The sequence below is a fragment of the Neptunomonas sp. CHC150 genome (genome assembly GCF_030397555.1).
GTDB classification, from domain to species: Bacteria; Pseudomonadota; Gammaproteobacteria; order Pseudomonadales; family Balneatricaceae; genus Neptunomonas; species Neptunomonas phycophila.
Genome location: NZ_JAPNXU010000006.1, coordinates 564,471 through 582,182 on the forward strand (window position 1 = coordinate 564,471; position 17,712 = coordinate 582,182).

Sequence of the window (17,712 nt, forward strand, 5' to 3'; positions counted from 1 at the left end):
TTTATGGTGACAGAGAGAGAACCAGAAGTGCGTATTCTTCGTAAATATACAAATCGCCGCTTATATGATACTTCGCGTAGTTGTTATGTAACGCTTGAAGATGTAAAAGAACTCGTTTTAAATTCTGAGCCCTTCCAAGTACTGGACTCAAAAACAGGCAATGACTTAACACGTAACATTTTATTGCAGATCATCAGCGAGCAAGAAGGGGAAGGGCACGGAACGCTTCTGACTAATCAAGTGCTGCAGCAACTTATCCGTTTCTATGGTGACAGCATGCAAGGAATGATGAGCCAATACCTTGAGCAAAGCATAGCGGCGTTTTTAGAGCATCAAGAAAGGATTCGTGAGCAGATGCAAAGTATGATTGGTGCAGCTAACCCGTTAACCATGATGAACAAAATTGCCGATCAAAATATGGCTGTTTGGAATATGTTTCAACCTGGGGCAAGCAGAACAGGGTCAGCTGACAGTAGCGCAAAAGCTGATGATTCTGATGCAAAGCCAACAGAGAAAGATAGCGATAAATAAAGCGCGATAACAAATATTAAGAAAGGCTGCTGACTTTGGTTTGCGGCCTTTTTTATTGTTACTCTGCAAGCCATTTAACAATGGTATCGGGCACAAGTTTATGGGCTTTTCGGCTTACGAAAACACCAATATGCCCAGCTTTAACTAAGAGTTCGGAATACTGACTGTGAGGGCACACGGCTTTTAACGCGAGCGATGAATCAGCTGGAACCAAGTGATCATGCTGACCATAGATATTTAAGATAGGATGCCTGATTTCAGATAAGTTAACGTCAGTTCCTCCTATGGTTAAACCACCGTTTACAAATCGGTTTTCTCTAAAGAATAGGGTTATAAACTCTTTAAATGCCTCTCCTACTTGGTCCGGGCAGTCGTATAACCATTTTTCCATGCGAAGGTAGCTCAGAGCTGATTCCGTTGTTGTTAGATGTTTTGGAAGATTCAAGTTCTTTTGTATGCCCAATCGCATTGGCATAAGTGAGCTATAAACATGGTTAAGAAAAGAGCCCGGTATATTACCGTAGGTTTTAACAGCCAAATCAATATCTGTATGCTGTGACAGTTTTTGTAACATATTGTCAGGCGTCTGAAAATTAACCGGTGTAACGGCGGTGATAAGTTTGCGAACTTTCTTCGAGTGTAAAGCCGTGTAACACAAGCTAAAAGTGCCGCCTTGGCAGATCCCCATTAAATCCAACTCAGTAGAACCTGAATGTGCTAAGGCTTGGTCAATGCAATCATCTAGGTAGTCGTTGATATAATCATCTAGATCAAGAAAACGATCAGCTTTGTCAGGGTAGCCCCAATCTAAAACATAGACATCTAGACCTCTTGCTAATAGCGATCTTAGCAATGAACGCTCGGGGTCTAAATCAATCATGTACCATCGGTTGACTAGGGCATAGCAAATAAAAATGGGATGAGATGCGCGATCTTCTTTAGGCTGCGTGCTTTCAAAATACAATAACGACAATTTGTCGCGCTTATATATACAGTGACTGGGCGTGGAAGCCACATCGATGTCTGGTAAGCTATTCAGCGTTAACTGACTTTTTCTTAAGTTCTGAGTGAGCTCTGTTAGTTCGTCCTGAACTTGTTGGGCGTCCAGTTTCAGGTTTTTCATTTTAGTATTTATTCTTGTGTCGCCTGAGAGGTTTTTGGTAGCAGGTTACCACCTATTTGTTCAAATTGTTGGCTTAATTCTATAAGAGAGTGTGTCAATTGTTCATTAAGCAACCGTTGCTCCTCTAGTTGCTTTTTGACTGCTTTCATTTCTTTATGCAGCGCTTTTTGCTGCTGTAGAGTGCTATCTAATCCCTTGTGCGTGGCTAAGCCTTGTTGCTCATACGCGCTTAGTTGCATGTCCTGTTGGAAAGCGACTAGGGCCATATAGCAATTGGTAATGTTTCCATATGCTTGCTGGTAGGTATCTTGCCTGATCGCTTCTGCATAGGCATCTTCGTAGCAACAAACCCACAGCTCGTGTAATTGGTTTAAAGACTCTATTGGCTGCTCATTATGCTCAAGCGCGTGCTTTAAGCGGTTAACCGCACTCTCTGTTATTTGGGTGCTCTGCTGTATATAGGTGTGTAAAGCTGCTTGGTAGTTGGCTAAATGTTCACAACCCGCTTTAATTCGTTCTTCATGCATTGCATGAAACTCAGGACAGGTAAAAAGGAGAGTGTGGCGCCATGTGTTGAATAAAGCATTGGGATTTTGCGTGGCACTTTTTTCGATAGCCGCCTGAAATTGATGAGGTATTTGCCACTGTTTAAAAATGCTATCTAATGAGTGTTGTTGTGTTTGTTCGCTTAATTGACGAATGAGTGAGTCTATAAGGCCTTTGTCCAGTGCTTTGGCTTTAAGCTGCTCTAGGAGTTGGGTGCTTTGTTTAAGGAACCCCGCCGTTTTAGATGCCATCATGGCAGCGGCTTTCATTTGATCATTACTCATGGTCTGAATTGCTTCAGGGGATGGCGTCAACCATTGAGTAAAAAGCGCCTGCTGTTGCTCAAAAAAAGCGTGTAGTTGGGCATGAAAATCAGCTTGCACTCAAAAGTCCTCTAATACTGCTTGTTGTGCATCATCATAGAATGCAGTGTAATGGAGTAGAGGTCGTAATTGAATACTCGGTTCTACTCGGTGTTCGTCAGCATACTAACAAGCGCGCTTGCAGCATTCGATAACGTGCGATCTCTATGATAAATATAGCCCAGCTCCCGAACAATAGGTTCAGCGTTGGGGTGTAATATGGTTAATGATTCGTCAATCATCGTTTCTGGCAATAAGCTCCAACCTAGGCCAATACTGACCATCATTCGGATGGTGTCTAGGTAATTGGTCGACATCATCACATTGAGTGCTAGGTCATTACGCTGGAACTGATCCGCTACAATTTGATGTGTAAAAGTACTTTCCGATGGCAATATCGCCGCATGGCCAGTTAGCTCACTTAAGCTGACTTGTGGCTGTTTTGCCAAGGGATGATCTTTAGCAACGACGTATTGTAACCTATCTTCCCAAATGGGATATGAACAGATCATAGGATCGGGGTGAGGGGATAGTGTGATTAGAGCGAGCTCAAGATCCCCATGTTGCACGCCGTTATACGCTATTTCTGATTCATGAAAGCGCAGATCTAGCGTGACTTGAGGGTATCGGCGTGTAAAAGACCGTAATATAGGCGGTAACCGGTGCAGGCTAATGTGATGGCTAGCGGCCAAAGACAAGATTCCACTGACTTCGCCGGATAAATTACCCATGGCTCGGGTGGCATCTTTTATTTCATTTAAAATGTTTTTGGCTCGCGGTAATAGTGCATCACCCGCTTCTGTTAAAGAAACTTTGCGGCCGATTCGGTCAAATAGTCGTTGATCTAACTGCTCCTCTAATAAAGCAATGCGCTTGCTCACGGCCGACTGAGTAATAAAAAGTTGTTCGGCGGCTTGGGAGAAAGATTGAGTGTCTGCTACAGCCAGAAAAGCAGTGAGTGTATGGGTATCCATTAAGCTCGTCCTTGAATTTAAGTAGGGAGCATATCGTATATAAATACGGTATGCCTACTTCGCTTTATATCGAGTGAGCGCCACGCCACTAAAAATAATACCAATCGCCACTAAAGAGATTGCTGTTGCGCTCTCTCCTAGAATGGTAACGCCCAGTACATAGGCCACAACAGGTACCATAAAGTTCATATTGGCAAGAAAGCTAGGACCGGCTTTCTGGATAATATTAAAATAAATGAGCGATGCAACCCCTGTCGATAAAGCCCCCAGCCATAAAATGCTCAAAAAACTTGCGGTCATTAGGTTCGCCATAGAAAGCTGATCTAAACCCTGGCTAATGAAGAAGGGAAATGCAATTAAACTGGAAGCGATGAGCATGCCAGCGCCACCAACCATAGGGTGATGTTTAGATAATCGTCTTACCAACACAGCATTCAGTGCATAACAACTAGCAGCACCTAAAATGCAGAGTTGATGTACGAGTAGTCCGGTATTAGCTAAGGACGGATTTAAAAGAATAGCGACACCTATGAAGGCCGTTGCGGCGCCAGCCAACTTATAGCGGCTTAGCGTTTCGCCTACAACGGTAAAATGAGCGATCAGCATAGTCATAATGGGCATGATAGCCATTAAAACGCCGGCTAGCCCCGAAGGCACGCTTTGTTGGCCCCACGCAATTAAAAAGAAGGGGGCTGCATTACCCACTAACCCCAACACAAAGAACGTTCCCCAATCTTTTAACGTAAAGGGCAAGCGTAAATGTTTAATATAGACCAAGCAGGTTAATACAGCGGCACCACATACCAACCTAAAAAATGTGATAAAAAGTGGTGAGAATGTTTCTAAACCAATAGAGGTAAAAAGAAAAGAGGTTCCCCATATTAAGGCTAATGCCAGCAAAAGAACCCAACTTCCATAGCTTACGTGTGTCGATTGATTCGACATGAACATTCCTTAGTAATTATAAAGCCTGCGATTAAGCGTCTAGTGCCTTTAGATCATGACGCTCTGTATAGATGAGAATTAGTAATAAAATAGTACCCAGCACCATCATAATTGCTGCCATAAAGAGTGCGGCGCTGTACTGGCCTGTTTGGGCCGCCATATAGCCCGCAATGGCAGGGGCTATAATCTGAGCAACACCATAAGAAAGTGTTAATTTACCCATTAACTTAGCAGGCTTAGTCGGATAAAAGCGTCCAGCCATAGTGAGGACTAAACCAACGATACCAATAAAGGTTGCGCCATAAAGCATGCCGCTAACAATAGCTGCTGTCAGAGTCTGCGAAAATAAGGGTAATACTATGCCAATGATATGTATTAAGTAGCAAATCAATAAGGTGTATAAGGTGCCTATTCGTCGGGCTAGTTTATCCCAATAAATGACAGCAGGTATTGCGGTAAGCCCTAGCAGTAACCACACTAGCTGGCCTTCACCCGCTAACCCAGGTAGACGCTCAACCATGGCAACAGTAAAAGTCGCACTGATAACATAGCCAAATCCTGCGCAAAAATATGACATGACCATCAACCAAAAAAAGCGTGCGCTTGGAGGTTTGTCTTTTAACACCTGACCGGAGCTATGCACAGTGCCATTATGTGGTCGAGGTAGCCATCGCCAAGCAGGGATACTTAATAAGGCCGCACATACGCCTAGCACTATCCATTGTGTTGACCATGTTAGTTGGTTAACCATCAATTCGCAGGCGATAGCGGTAAACACAATGCCTAAGCCCATCCCCATAAAGTGGATACCAAGCTCGCTTCGGTAGTTGTTTCTAATCAACCAATTAAGCACTAAACCTGATCCAATTAAGAGGCCTGCCGCACTGCTTAACCCTGACATAAAGCGCAAAAAAGCCCACAAATATACATTGTCGGTGAATGCCATTGCGAGAGTGGTGATAATCGCTGTTATCAGGCCTGCCCGATATAGCTTATCCTTGAGCATTAGATCGCCGATTGTGGCAGCTAACACTGCGCCACATAAATAACCGGCATAGTTAATAGTAGCGAGCCACCCGGCACTGATATCAGACATGACAGAGGCACTAATCATTACTGGAATAAGCGGGGTGTAAGCAAACCGAGCGATACCGAGTAACACAACTAAGCTGATAACACCGGCGGCTAAGACGTAATATTTCTGATGCTGTATTTTATTATTGTTTGTCATGAGGCTATCAAATAGGCAAAGAGCAAGGTTAAGGTTATAACAAGCTCGATGACTATTTGATAGTAATAGCGAAAGGAACGGACTGTCCTGTTTTGCAAGGCTTATTCTTTAGTCGATACACTTCGCTTAATGATGTTCTAGCGTGGTCTCCGGGCTTTGCCCTGGTAATTCTGAAGCCGGTGTAATCATCATTTCAGTTACCCAAGGATGGTCAACGATCATTTCCATCATATGATCAATAAACAACCTTACTTTGGGGTTTAAATGACGGCGGCTTGGGTAAATTGCATTAATCTCTATAAGAGGGCATTTATAATCCGTTAAAATTTCTACCAATTCACCAGCTTGTACGCAGTTACGGCAATATACGCGGGGTAAGCGGGCAATACCGTGCCCTTGCATCACCATTTCTTTTGCAAAGGCTATGCTGTTTACTTTTAAGTGTCCTTTGACTTCTACCGCCGTTGGCCAGTCTTCAAACTCCCAATATTCATGAGCTTTAAGCTGCCCAAAGCACTCGTACTTTTCTAAATCATCTGGTGTTTTTGGAGTGCCCATACGTTTGAGATAATCAGGAGACGCATAGAGCGCACGGGACACATGTGCTACACGACGTGCAATAAGGCTTGAGTCGGCTAGTTCACCTACGCGTATCGCTAAATCGACGCCTTCTTCAATTAAGTCTACTAGGCGGGTACTGAGCTCAACTTCTAGGTTGATTTTTGGGTAACGCTGCATAAAAGTAGAGACGACATCATTCATCATGAATACGCCTAGCTCAGACGGCATTGTAATGCGTAAGCGGCCACGTGGATCTTCTTGTGTGGCTGATAATTGATCGCGGGCCGTTTCTAACTCATTAATTAAGGGCTGGCAACGAGAGAACAGCTCTTCACCATCATCAGTAAGCTTGAGCTTGCGCGTGGTTCGTTGCAGCAACCGGACGCCTAAATCATCTTCTAACTGGGCGATACGACGGCTGATCGTTGATTTTTGTATTCCAAGACTTTCAGCAGCAGAAGTAAAGCTGCCGGTTTCAACAATCCGTATAAATAGGCTGACGTCATTTAAGTTCATGTGGTCATCGCTTGTTTGGTCGAAAATAAATGCGCTTTGAAACGCAAAGAGTGAATATTCTAGAGTTGATCGGCAAGTAAAGACGAGGGCCGAATCTGTTTCGCATATGAAAAGGGGCTGCTATACACGAATATTGAATATTCTAGATATATCGAATCTTCGACTATTGAGGCTTAAAGATCAAGCGATTGCAGCCTTCTAATTTGTTGTTCGCCAGGCCCTGGGGAGGTAGTTACTAGCGAGTGTACGCTTTAATTGTCTCGACAATCGCGTGCAATCCGTTAGTGCGGGAAGGGCTGATAAATCGGTGCAAGCCCCGAGAATGCAGGGCCTCCGTAACATCGAAGCATTGAATCTCTGAAGCCGTCTTACCTTGTAGAAAGCTTAAAACCCATAGCGATAAGCCTTGCATAATTTTGGCATTAGAGTTGACCGCAAAGTTAAAAAAAAGCTCTCCATGAACCTCAAGCTTCTGGCAAACCAGCCAAACATCAGACTCACATCCGCTAATGCGGTTTTGGTCACAATGGTATGATTGGGGTAACAGGCTTGGGTGATCAGCTTGGGATAGCAAGAGAGCTAGCTTATTTTGCTGTGCCTCAGCTGCAAGACGTTGATCGAGTTCAACTAGCTGGTTGGCGTCAGGGAAGCTAATGGCCGGTAAGGTGGCTTCAATTGTTTGGTCACTGTTTGGTTTAATCAGTTGGTTACTTGCCATTGTAGAAGACAATAAATCGATAATATGTGCGACAAATGTCTCGGCTTCCTCTCGTGTATTGTATAAGGCAAAAGAAGCACGCAAAGTGCCTTGAATTGAAAGAGACTCCATTAGAGGCATGGCACAATGGTGTCCAGTCCTGACCGCTATGCCGTGTTCATCTAATAGAAAAGCGGCATCCTGATGATGCAGCCCGCTGATGCTAAGCGAAACAATGCCTACGTTCTCTGCAAATGGGGCATATACCTTGATAGCCGGGTATTGTTGTAGGGAGTCGACAACAAACCGACGCAGTGCCGATTCATGCGCCTGCACGGCTTGTCTATCTAGCGTTGATAAGTACTCAAGCGCAGCCGCTAAACCCAATACACTCGCTATTGGAGGAGTTCCCGCTTCGAACTTAAAGGGAAGGTCATTAAACTCGGTGTGATCAAAACTGACGTGCTTGATCATTTCTCCGCCACATTGCCACACCGGCATGGCTTTTAGTAAGTCTTCTTTGCCCCAAAGCACACCAACACCACCGGGTGCATAACATTTGTGCCCTGAAAAAAAGTAAAAATCACATCCTAATTGCTTAACATCCACCGAGAGATGGGCAATAGCTTGAGAGCCGTCAATAACGGTTGTTGCATGATATTGTTTAGCCAAATGACAACACTGCTCGACAGGATTGATGACCCCTAGTGCATTTGATACGTGAGTTAATGCAACAATTTTAGGGCGATGCTTTTTTAATAGGGACTCATAAGCAGATATGTCTAGCGTTTGTTCATCTGTTAGCGGGACAGGAACAAGGGTAGCCCCCTTGCGCAGAGCAGTCTGCTGCCAAGGTACAAGGTTAGCGTGATGCTCCATCGTCGAAACCAGAATCACATCTTCTGGCTTAATTAACAAATCACCTAACGAATAAGCTAATAGGTTAGCCGCTTCCGTAGCCCCCTTTGTCCAAATAACATGGGCAGGATCGGGAGAACCAATAAAGCTAGCGGCTATTTTCCTAGCATTCTCGAATTCTGTGGTTGCGGCATTGGACAAGGTATGTGAGCCACGGTGTACGTTACTATTTTGCAGTTTATAAAAACGAGCAACACTGTCCATAACAACACGAGGCTTATGTGTTGTGGCGGCGTTATCAAGATATACCAGTGGTTTCCCGTTGACACGTGATGACAGTATTGGGAAATCTCGGCGTATTCTTGATACATCAAACATGTTAATGCTAGTCCTTTATTGGGCAGGAAGGTTTTGGCGAGCTAATTGGCTAGCCCAGCGCGCATACATCATCGCGGCTGTGAATAATACAACCACAAGCAAAGCGTAAATCAAGCCGAATACTCTTGTTTCAGGGTTGGTTGCTGCGGCTAATATGGCTTCATTAAAATACAGTAATAACATAAAGCATAACCACGCGTGGCTGCGAGGATTACCGCTTTTAATACTAGGGAAAAAGCAGGCCAAAGGGAGAAAATGAATCAGCCAAATTACCCAAGGGTTGGCCGTATCAACAGGGTGAATAAAGACATACCATGCAGTAAAGAGTATCAGCAGCCCCGCATAACACGACACAGTGAGAAAGCGTGTTAACCGAACCTTGGTCTGTAGAGTGCTCATTGACTAGCTCCCAATTTAACGGCAATGCTCGCCAAATGCTTACCTTGAGCTTGGCACAGTGAAATTTCGTCTGAGTCCAAGGCACGTTTACTATCCTGACCTGCTACATGCGTTGCACCATAGGGAGTGCCTCCGCTTTGGGTGGTAAGTAAAGCGGTTTCGCTATAAGGAATACCGGTAATGACCATTCCATGGTGCATAAGCGGTAACATCATACTAAGCAGAGTGGTTTCTTGCCCGCCATGTAGGCTGGACGTGGAGCTAAAGACGGTCGCAGGTTTACCAATCAGCGCGCCAGACATCCACAAGCTGCTAGTTGAGTCGATAAAATACTTGAGCGCTGCTGCCATATTACCGAAACGCGTAGGGCTACCGAGCGCTAAGCCTGCGCAATCCCGAAGGTCTGCTTCTGTGCAATAAATATCGCCATCATTAGGAATTGTCGGAGCCGTTGCTTCACATACGCTTGAAACCGGCGGCACTGTGCGTATCCGTGCCTCTATGCCGCATTGCTCAACACCACGGGCGATGTGCTTAGCCATGTTTGCTGTAGAACCGTGACTACTGTAATAAAGCACTAATATATAAGGGGCGCTCATTATAGAATCTCAAGTACTGATTCAGGAGGGCGGCCAATGCGAGCTTTATTTCCGGTTACTACAATAGGGCGTTCTATGAGTTTTGGGTTAGCAAGCATAATATCGATAATGGCTTCGTCGCTTAAGGAAAGGTCATCAGCGCCAGCTGTTTTATATTCGGCTTCTTTTTTGCGCAGCAAGTCACGTGGGCTTATCTGTAATGCAGATATGACGGCCTTCAGCTCATCCTTACTCGGTACATTTTTTAGGTATTCAACGATAGTTGGTTCGATACCTTTATCAGTCAACAGTGCGAGTGTTTCACGAGATTTAGAACAACGTGGGTTATGGAAAATAGTTACTTGGCTCATATCAATTCCTTGTCAGACGATTCTAAAGCACTGATTCTAATGCATGGGTTGTAAAAGAATCGCGAAGCTGCAAAGCTGGTATTGTATATGCCAAGCTCTGTGCAACAAAGTTACAGAAAGGAATTTCTCTTCATGAAAGCAATTTTGGATTCAACCTTTGTCGGTTTTGTCCGGTATCTCATTAAACAGTTTATTAACAATGGTGGGATAATTAATGCCTCGGCACTGACATACACCACATTATTTGCTGTAGTGCCTTTAATGACGGTCACTTATGTCATGATCTCGGCCATCCCTTCCATCAATGGTTATGGAGATGAAATACAAGGATGGATCTTTGCAAATTTTGTCCCCACCACAGGGGAGGTGATGCAAGAATACCTACGAGAATTTACAGGTCAGGCTAAGAGCCTAACCGGGGTTGGTGTCGGCTTTCTTGCGGTGACTTCCATCATGATGATGCGCAATATAGAGGTAGCATTTAACCGAATTTGGCGTGTGAGTGATCAACGAAAAGGCGTTTCTAGTTTTCTGCTATATTGGGCGGTGCTAAGTTTAGGGCCTATTCTAATTGGTCTAGGGTTAATAGTTACCTCTTATATAGCCAGTCTTCCTTTTATATCTGACGCAACAGAGCTGGTAGGAAAGGGCAGATTGCTCTTGTTTTTGCCTGTTATTTTGTCATCTGTCGCTTTTACCTTGCTGTATGTCGCGGTCCCAAACTGTAAAGTGCCGATTCGTAATGCATTTATTGGCGGTGTGGTTGTAGCCATCTTATTTGAGTCGGCTAAACGTGGCTTTGCTTTCTATGCTACGCAGTTTCCATCATATGAACTGATCTACGGTGCTTTTGCAGCTGTACCTTTGTTTCTTGTTTGGATATTCATTAGTTGGGTCATCATCCTCTTGGGCGCTGAGTTAACACGAGCCCTTACTGTCTATAAAACGCTAGACCGCACGCGCGAGTTTTCCCACTTACATACAATCATGGGAGTGTTACATGCCCTATGGGTTGCACAGCAAAGTGGGACAACTTTATCGGATGATGAGCTATTACAAAATGTTCCAGGCTTAGATCAAAGTGGCTGGGATAGCTATGTGCAGATCCTGATGGAGCAGAAAATTATACGCCGTGCAGATCAGGGCGAATATTTATTAAGTCGAGACCTAAGTACACTGACTCTGAGTGAATTATGCGATCGTTTACCTTGGCCACTGCCTAGTCCAATGAACAATGCAATAATGAATAAAGGCTGGCCTATAGCGTTGGATACCCACTTAGACAGAGTGAAAAAGATTCAAAAGGGTGAGCTGGACGTATCACTTGACCTTTTGTTTAAAGACCCTGCCAGTTAATTGATTGGCCAAGTTAAGCAAAGAGAATTTTCCATAACGACACTATAAAAAAAGCGGCTACTAGTGATAGTAACCGCTTTTTTATTGAGCCTATATTTACCAATTAAAGCTGAGCTTTAAGAAACTCAATAACACCTTCTGCGTTCACATCTTGCTTATCATCATCGCGACGGCCTTTATATTCGTAAGCACCGGCTTTAATACCGCGATCAGAAATGACGAGGCGATGAGGAATACCCATTAGCTCAGCATCAGCAAATTTAACACCGGGCCGCTCTTTACGGTCATCCATGATAACTTCGATGCCTGCCGCTTTTAAATCACTATAAATGGCGTCTGCAACCTGTTGAACTTCTTCAGATTTATCATAATTTAAAGGGATAAGGGCGACCTGAAATGGAGCCAGCGAAGCCGGCCAAATAATACCGTTTTCGTCATGGTTTTGTTCGATAGCCGCCGCTACAACACGCGTAACACCGATGCCGTAGCAGCCCATATCCATAGCGACAGCTTTACCATTCACATCTAACACGGTTGCGTTCATCGCTTCAGAATACTTAGTGCCTAATTGGAAAATATGGCCCACTTCAATACCACGTTTAATTTGTAACGTGCCTTGACCACATGGGCTTGGATCACCTTCCACAACATTGCGTAGATCAGCGACTTTTGGTGTTGGCATATCACGATCCCAGTTAATACCGAAAAAGTGCTTCCCTTCGATATTCGCTCCAGCACCAAAGTCTGACATTTTTTCAACAGCACGATCGATAACACACGGAATTGTTAAATTAACAGGACCGATTGAGCCTGGCCCTGCATCCATAAAGCCGCGGATTTCTTCTTCTGTAGCCATGCGCAAAGGAGACTCTACTTCTGGCAGTTTCTCAGCTTTAATTTCGTTAAGCTCGTGATCGCCACGCACCAGTAAAGCAATAAATGAGTGATCAGACTCATCAGAGGCAGCTACGATCAACGTTTTAACTGTCTTCTCGATCGCTAGGTTATGCTGCTCAACCAACTGTGCAATAGTTTTTGCGTTGGGTGTATCAACTAACGTCATTTCCATAGTTGGCTCAGCGCGCTCACCAGCAGGTGATAGTGCTTCAGCTAGCTCAACATTGGCTGCATAGTCGCTGCTATCAGAAAACGCGATGTCGTCCTCACCAGAATCAGCTAACACATGGAACTCATGAGAGCTGCTGCCACCAATCGATCCTGTATCTGCTAAAACCGGACGGAAGTCTAAGCCAAGTCGCGTAAAAATGTTCGTATAAGCTTGATGCATAATCTCATAAGTATTTTGCAGAGACTCACGATCAGCATGGAAAGAGTAGGCGTCTTTCATAATAAATTCGCGCGAGCGCATCACGCCAAAGCGAGGTCGAATCTCGTCACGGAACTTAGTCTGAATTTGATAAAAATTTGCCGGTAATTGCTTATAACTTTTAAGCTCGCGACGCACCAAGTCTGTGATGACTTCTTCGTGTGTAGGCCCCATGCAAAAAGCACGGCCATGACGATCGCTCAAGCGCAGTAGTTCTGGTCCGTATTGCTCCCAACGGCCAGATTCTTCCCACAGCTCAGCCGGTTGTACTGTCGGCATCAATACTTCTTGAGCGCCAGCATTTTCCATTTCTTCACGGACAATTCGCTCAACCTTTCTCAATGTCCTTAAACCCATGGGCAACCATGAGTAGAGGCCGGAAGCTTCTTTACGGATCATACCAGCACGTAGCATGAGTTGATGGCTAATAACTTCAGCATCGGATGGTGTTTCTTTTAGGGTAGCAATTAAAAATTGACTAGCGCGCATGTCGTGAAGACCCTTACAGTTCGTATGAAAAATCGCTTTATTCTAGGGCGTAGCTCTCTTGGTAACAAGCCAGACCGCACAGAAGCTCAGGAAACAGTCATATTAGGCAAAAAAATACCTTCAAGATTATCAATTTAAACAGATAATCGATATATTAACTGCCTGTAAGAGTACATCTATTGATTTCACTACATCGCTAAGAAACTTGCTCCCAATATGCAACACGAGCCAGTTATTTCTTTTGTCATCAGGAGAAGCGCTATGGATAAGTTTATGAAAGCCGCAATCGATGAAGCCAAAAAAGGACTGGCGGCAGGTGGTATACCCATAGGTTCTGTTTTAGTTATTGATGATCGAATTGTTGCCGCTGGACATAACCAGCGGGTTCAACGAGGCAGTGCTATTTTGCACGCAGAAATGGACTGTTTGGAAAAAGCCGGACGTTTAAAAGCCGCAGACTATCAACGAGCAACACTGTACTCGACCTTATCTCCATGTGATATGTGCAGTGGGACCGTGTTGTTATACGGTATTGGTAAAGTCATTGTTGGCGAGAACAAAACCTTTCAAGGGCCTGAGGCTTATCTAAAAGAACGTGGAGTTCAGGTTACCGTGCTAAATGATCCTGAATGCATTTCTATCATGGAACAATTTATTGCAGATAAGCCTGAGCTCTGGAACGAAGATATTGGTGTATAGCCCTTGTTAACGGGTTATTTATGCAGGTCTAGCGTCGATTTTAAGGAATTCTAATTGCGTTATTTAGTCATTTTTTCGTTATTGCTGCCTAGCTTTGCTCAAGCTGCAATAGTGTCATACTTTAAATATGAAGATGGTCGTACCAATTGGCAGTATGTTGCTAACTTCTCAAGCAGCATTCTTATTATTTTGTTGTCATTGGTAATTTTGGGGCTTTTCATTGCGCGCCGCCGGTTGTTTAAAGCCCATAGAGAACTGCACGCCATACGTGATGATCTTGAGGTGCGAGTTAAAGAGCGTACAGCAACGCTTAATGAATCAAATACCAAGTTGCTTGCCAGTAACGAAGCACTAGAGCAAGAAATAGCACAACATATATTAACAACAAAGCGGCTCATGACATCGGAAGCGTATATCACCGATATTCTGACATCGATGCCGCTAATGTTAGTGTGTTTAGATAAAGATGGACGTATTACTCACTGGAACCGCCGTACCGAGGAAGTCTCAGGAATTTCTGCAGAACGCGCTTTAGGTAAATCATTGTGGGAAGCTTACCCAACGGCCACGGTTTCTCCTGATCAAATTCAGCAGGCGATTAAAAACCAAGACACAGTCCACATTAAGCAAAGCCTGCGCAGTATGTCCCATTTTGACATCACAATTTACCCGTTACGTGAAAACAGTGACGGTGGTGTCGTTTTGTTGATTGATGACATTAGTAAAGAGACCATGGCAGAAAATATGCTCATTCATAACGACAAGATGTCGTTTATGGGGGAGATGGCCTCTACCATGGCGCATGATATCAATACACCTTTACAAGGCATTCTGCTTGATCTTCGAAGTTTTCAACGTGCGTTGCGTGCAAATGCCGATTCTGATGATGCGCAACAAAACGCCAAACGTGCTGAGCGCTTAGATGAAATAGCCAATCAGATGTCGTTAAAAGGCGATCAGGTAAACACCATTATTAACAACTTGCTTGCATTTGCCCGCAGCCGGCAAGAGAAAAAGCAAATGGTTAATATGGTCGATGTGATGGAAAACACATTGCGTTTGGCTGGAGATATTCTGTCTGTATCTGAACGATTGCCTTTTCATCGTATCAAAATCGAACGCCACTTTGATGAAAACTTGCCACTCACGCCATGCTACATCACCGAAATGCAGCAGGTATTCTTAAGCTTGTTACGTAATGCGTGTCATTCATTAGATGAGAAGCTAGCAAGTGAAGTGGTAACAACCAACAGCGATAAGCCGTTTATCCCAACCATTAAGCTATTGCTAGCAGAGTGCTACGGTAACCTATGGATTAAGGTCCAGCATAACGGCAAAGGCTTATCTAACGAAGAGCAAATGTATTTGTTCGAGCCTTTCTTTAGCAATCAAGAACCAGAGAAAAGTGTCGACGCGGGGCAACGCTTGTCGTTTTCGTATTACATCATCACTGAACAGCATCAAGGCCACATGGCTGTGACATCTGATGAGGAGTCTGGATCTACCTTCCACATGCAACTGCCGCTTCAGGCTTAATTCTGGATCACGCTCATCTACTTACATAGTGGATGAGTGTGCAAATGCGCTGACTGATTACCTCGCATCCCGCCCATTATGGATACCTGCCAGTTAAACGGTTTTCAACCAGCTCAGCCAAAATGGTATTTGCTAAACGCATTACAGAGTTAGGTGCCTCACCACGGCGGCGAGACGCAATAGCCGGTACAGAAATGCTGTCTCCTGTAATTTCCACGAAGCTTACGTTTTCGCGGATTAAGCGTTTTACCTGATCAGGCACTAACGTAAACCCCATTTCAGAAGCCACCAGCGATAACGCTGTTTGCACATCATTGACTTGCTGAACTACATTAATGCTTAAACCACGGCTATGAAAAAGAGACTGCGATATATCGGAAAAATTAGGCCCATTCCCGGCAGGAAAAGTGATCATGGGGACTTCAGATAAAGCCGCCATGGTAGGGTTCGATTTAGAAATCACATGTGAGGTAGGCACAGCGGCTAGTACGGGCTCATTAAATAGCAGCTCTTGCTCTATATCTGGATCATCGATACTCAGACGGCCAAAACCGATATCTATTTTCCCTGTTTTAAGGGCATCGATTTGCTCGCGTGTTTTTAATTCGTAAAGCATTATTTCTAAGTTCTTATTCTTTCTAAGCCGTCTGACCATCAAGGGTAGCTGTCCGTAGAAAATGGAGGGGACAAACCCGATGGAAAACACCGTTTTTCCATGCTCCGCAATACGCCGCGTATCCACAATCGTGGTATCCACCTTATTCAGTATTTGCCTCGCCTGATCTTTAAAGTACAAACCCGCTTGGGTTAGCTCTAACCCTCTAGGTTTTCGTATAAAAAGCGCTGCGCCTATTTCTTCTTCTATCTGTTTTATCTGGCGTGTTAGCGGTGGCTGAGCGATGAATAACTTTTCGGCGGCTCTGGTTAAATTAAGCTCTTCGGCAACAACGCAAAAATATCGTAAATGTCTTAATTCCATCCATACCTCCAAGGTATTGCTCACTACTTATTCAATATTGGTTAGTCTTACAAAAAGTCCGTAATTTATCGACTAAACAAGAACAAAAAATAAGTCACGGAGTTTTCATGTCGACAACGATCCATTCAATAGACGCTATTCTGGTCGATATACCTACCATTCGTCCACACAAGCTATCCATGACAACCATGGGTGTTCAAACCATGGTGATTGTTCGTATAAAAGATTCTAACGGGCTTGAAGGCTTAGGAGAAGCAACAACAATTGGCGGTTTAAGTTATGGGCCAGAAAGCCCTGAAAGCATAAAGCTGACTATCGATAGTTATTTGGCCCCGCTGTTACTTAATCAGCCTTCCAATAATATCAATACCTTGAAAGTAAGGCTGAATGCCAATATCCGTGCAAATCATTTGGCAAAATCTGCCATCGAAACCGCACTACTTGATCTAAAGGGAAAGCAACAAGGTTTATCGGTTTCTCAACTGCTTGGTGGAGCGATTCACCAGCACCTTCCCGTATTGTGGGTGCTAGCCAGCGGAGATACCGCTAAAGATATCGATGAAGCTCAATCCATGATCGCAGCGAAACGCCATTGTGTCTTTAAGTTAAAGATTGGCTCTCGCCCTGTAATGGAGGACGTAAAGCACGTTGCTGCAATTAAAGCTGCTTTAGGAGATTCTGTGAGTATTCGCGTTGATGTCAACCAAGCCTGGGATGAATCTACCGCAACTAAAGGTATGCAAGCCCTGCAATCGGCAGGGATTGACTGGGTAGAGCAACCAACCCCAACTAAAGATTTTGCTTCGCTAGTAAGGCTTTCAAAAAAATTCACTATTCCCATCTTAGCGGACGAATCCATTAATGATGCAACGGATGGTTTTCAGCTCGCGGCAGCAGGGTTTAGCGGGTCTTATGCGCTGAAAATTGCTAAATCCGCAGGGCCTATCGGTGCACTCAAGCTGGCATCAGTAGCGCAAGCATCTGGGATCGGCCTCTATGGCGGCACCATGCTTGAGGGAACCATCGGTACTGTTGCTTCATTGCATGCATGGTCAACCCTTGAAAAATTGCATGTAGGCACCGAAATGTTTGGCCCCTTGTTGATGAAGGACGACATTGTAGTTAATCCGCTCAACTACTCAAACTTCGGGGTCGAGATTCCCACGACACCCGGCTTAGGGGTTGAGATCGATGAAGACAAGTTAGCATTTTACCGTCGTAAATAGACGGGAAATAGTCCTGAGCAAAAAGCACAA

At 44.4% G+C, this 17,712-nt stretch carries 17 protein-coding genes; 5 read left to right on the forward strand and 12 right to left on the reverse strand.

All coding sequences use genetic code 11. The annotated features are described in order from the left end of the window. Positions 1-6: 6 nt before the first annotated feature. Complete coding sequence (gene phaR, locus OW491_RS08650) at positions 7-531, forward strand: polyhydroxyalkanoate synthesis repressor PhaR (protein WP_290035586.1); 525 nt, start codon at positions 7-9, stop codon at positions 529-531. A gap of 58 nt (positions 532-589) precedes the next feature. Here phaR and phaC read toward each other — a convergent pair whose 3' ends face one another. From phaC to arsC, 10 genes are all read right to left on the reverse strand, one after another. After that, positions 590-1,654 carry a class III poly(R)-hydroxyalkanoic acid synthase subunit PhaC gene (gene phaC, locus OW491_RS08655; protein WP_290035587.1) on the reverse strand — a complete coding sequence of 355 codons (1,065 nt, stop codon included), beginning with the start codon at positions 1,652-1,654 and terminating at the stop codon, positions 590-592. Between the two features lie 8 nt (positions 1,655-1,662). Next, entirely contained in the window at positions 1,663-2,583 is a 921-nt protein-coding gene (locus OW491_RS08660; RefSeq protein ID WP_290035589.1) for a poly(R)-hydroxyalkanoic acid synthase subunit PhaE, read from the reverse strand. Positions 2,584-2,666: 83 nt separating this feature from the next. After that, positions 2,667-3,536, reverse strand: a complete 870-nt coding sequence (locus OW491_RS08665) for a LysR family transcriptional regulator (protein WP_290035590.1) — start codon at positions 3,534-3,536, stop codon at positions 2,667-2,669. A gap of 54 nt (positions 3,537-3,590) precedes the next feature. After that, positions 3,591-4,481, reverse strand: coding sequence for a DMT family transporter (locus OW491_RS08670; RefSeq protein WP_178968722.1), 891 nt, complete (start codon positions 4,479-4,481; stop codon positions 3,591-3,593). Between the two features lie 31 nt (positions 4,482-4,512). Further along, a complete protein-coding gene (locus OW491_RS08675; protein ID WP_075172170.1) occupies positions 4,513-5,712 on the reverse strand; it encodes a YbfB/YjiJ family MFS transporter in 1,200 nt (399 codons plus the stop codon). A 126-nt stretch (positions 5,713-5,838) separates the two neighbouring features. Further along, positions 5,839-6,789: a LysR family transcriptional regulator gene (locus tag OW491_RS08680; RefSeq protein ID WP_290035592.1), complete on the reverse strand. Its 951-nt coding sequence runs from the start codon at positions 6,787-6,789 to the stop codon at positions 5,839-5,841. A gap of 235 nt (positions 6,790-7,024) precedes the next feature. After that, positions 7,025-8,722 carry a SufS family cysteine desulfurase gene (locus OW491_RS08685; RefSeq protein WP_290035593.1) on the reverse strand — a complete coding sequence of 566 codons (1,698 nt, stop codon included), beginning with the start codon at positions 8,720-8,722 and terminating at the stop codon, positions 7,025-7,027. A 15-nt stretch (positions 8,723-8,737) separates the two neighbouring features. Next, positions 8,738-9,121, reverse strand: coding sequence for a DUF2069 domain-containing protein (locus OW491_RS08690; RefSeq protein WP_290035595.1), 384 nt, complete (start codon positions 9,119-9,121; stop codon positions 8,738-8,740). Continuing rightward, positions 9,118-9,720: an NAD(P)H:quinone oxidoreductase gene (wrbA, locus tag OW491_RS08695; protein ID WP_290035596.1), complete on the reverse strand. Its 603-nt coding sequence runs from the start codon at positions 9,718-9,720 to the stop codon at positions 9,118-9,120. Before wrbA ends, OW491_RS08690 begins: the two co-directional genes overlap by 4 nt. After that, positions 9,720-10,070: an arsenate reductase (glutaredoxin) gene (arsC, locus tag OW491_RS08700; RefSeq protein ID WP_075172165.1), complete on the reverse strand. Its 351-nt coding sequence runs from the start codon at positions 10,068-10,070 to the stop codon at positions 9,720-9,722. The genes wrbA and arsC overlap by 1 nt, the downstream gene beginning before the upstream one ends. A gap of 132 nt (positions 10,071-10,202) precedes the next feature. Here arsC and OW491_RS08705 point away from each other — a divergent pair, with 132 nt between their 5' ends. After that, positions 10,203-11,426 carry a YihY family inner membrane protein gene (locus OW491_RS08705; protein ID WP_075172164.1) on the forward strand — a complete coding sequence of 408 codons (1,224 nt, stop codon included), beginning with the start codon at positions 10,203-10,205 and terminating at the stop codon, positions 11,424-11,426. Between the two features lie 103 nt (positions 11,427-11,529). Here the strand turns inward: OW491_RS08705 and OW491_RS08710 are convergent, their stop codons facing one another. Beyond that, positions 11,530-13,242 (reverse strand): proline--tRNA ligase, encoded by a 1,713-nt coding sequence (locus tag OW491_RS08710; protein WP_290035597.1) that lies wholly within the window; start codon positions 13,240-13,242, stop codon positions 11,530-11,532. Positions 13,243-13,503: 261 nt separating this feature from the next. Here OW491_RS08710 and OW491_RS08715 point away from each other — a divergent pair, with 261 nt between their 5' ends. Then, positions 13,504-13,941 carry a nucleoside deaminase gene (locus tag OW491_RS08715; RefSeq protein WP_075178874.1) on the forward strand — a complete coding sequence of 146 codons (438 nt, stop codon included), beginning with the start codon at positions 13,504-13,506 and terminating at the stop codon, positions 13,939-13,941. A 54-nt stretch (positions 13,942-13,995) separates the two neighbouring features. Next, a complete protein-coding gene (locus OW491_RS08720; protein ID WP_290035599.1) occupies positions 13,996-15,477 on the forward strand; it encodes an ATP-binding protein in 1,482 nt (493 codons plus the stop codon). A 76-nt stretch (positions 15,478-15,553) separates the two neighbouring features. Here OW491_RS08720 and OW491_RS08725 read toward each other — a convergent pair whose 3' ends face one another. Then, a complete protein-coding gene (locus tag OW491_RS08725; protein WP_290035601.1) occupies positions 15,554-16,456 on the reverse strand; it encodes a LysR family transcriptional regulator in 903 nt (300 codons plus the stop codon). 107 nt (positions 16,457-16,563) lie between these two features. Between OW491_RS08725 and OW491_RS08730 the strand changes: the two genes are divergently transcribed. Then, positions 16,564-17,682 carry a muconate/chloromuconate family cycloisomerase gene (locus tag OW491_RS08730; protein WP_290035602.1) on the forward strand — a complete coding sequence of 373 codons (1,119 nt, stop codon included), beginning with the start codon at positions 16,564-16,566 and terminating at the stop codon, positions 17,680-17,682. Positions 17,683-17,712: the final 30 nt, after the last annotated feature.

What these genes read in the sequence shown, in the direction of transcription:
- OW491_RS08715 (WP_075178874.1), top strand. Translation starts at nt 13,504, where the DNA reads ATGGATAAGTTTATGAAAGCCGCAATCGATGAAGCCAAAAAAGGACTG.
- OW491_RS08730 (WP_290035602.1), top strand. Translation starts at nt 16,564, where the DNA reads ATGTCGACAACGATCCATTCAATAGACGCTATTCTGGTCGATATACCT.
- wrbA (WP_290035596.1), bottom strand. Translation starts at nt 9,720, where the DNA reads ATGAGCGCCCCTTATATATTAGTGCTTTATTACAGTAGTCACGGTTCT.
- OW491_RS08725 (WP_290035601.1), bottom strand. Translation starts at nt 16,456, where the DNA reads ATGGAATTAAGACATTTACGATATTTTTGCGTTGTTGCCGAAGAGCTT.
- OW491_RS08665 (WP_290035590.1), bottom strand. Translation starts at nt 3,536, where the DNA reads ATGGATACCCATACACTCACTGCTTTTCTGGCTGTAGCAGACACTCAA.
- OW491_RS08670 (WP_178968722.1), bottom strand. Translation starts at nt 4,481, where the DNA reads ATGTCGAATCAATCGACACACGTAAGCTATGGAAGTTGGGTTCTTTTG.
- phaC (WP_290035587.1), bottom strand. Translation starts at nt 1,654, where the DNA reads ATGAAAAACCTGAAACTGGACGCCCAACAAGTTCAGGACGAACTAACA.
- OW491_RS08705 (WP_075172164.1), top strand. Translation starts at nt 10,203, where the DNA reads ATGAAAGCAATTTTGGATTCAACCTTTGTCGGTTTTGTCCGGTATCTC.
- arsC (WP_075172165.1), bottom strand. Translation starts at nt 10,070, where the DNA reads ATGAGCCAAGTAACTATTTTCCATAACCCACGTTGTTCTAAATCTCGT.
- OW491_RS08690 (WP_290035595.1), bottom strand. Translation starts at nt 9,121, where the DNA reads ATGAGCACTCTACAGACCAAGGTTCGGTTAACACGCTTTCTCACTGTG.
- OW491_RS08710 (WP_290035597.1), bottom strand. Translation starts at nt 13,242, where the DNA reads ATGCGCGCTAGTCAATTTTTAATTGCTACCCTAAAAGAAACACCATCC.
- OW491_RS08680 (WP_290035592.1), bottom strand. Translation starts at nt 6,789, where the DNA reads ATGAACTTAAATGACGTCAGCCTATTTATACGGATTGTTGAAACCGGC.
- OW491_RS08675 (WP_075172170.1), bottom strand. Translation starts at nt 5,712, where the DNA reads ATGACAAACAATAATAAAATACAGCATCAGAAATATTACGTCTTAGCC.
- OW491_RS08685 (WP_290035593.1), bottom strand. Translation starts at nt 8,722, where the DNA reads ATGTTTGATGTATCAAGAATACGCCGAGATTTCCCAATACTGTCATCA.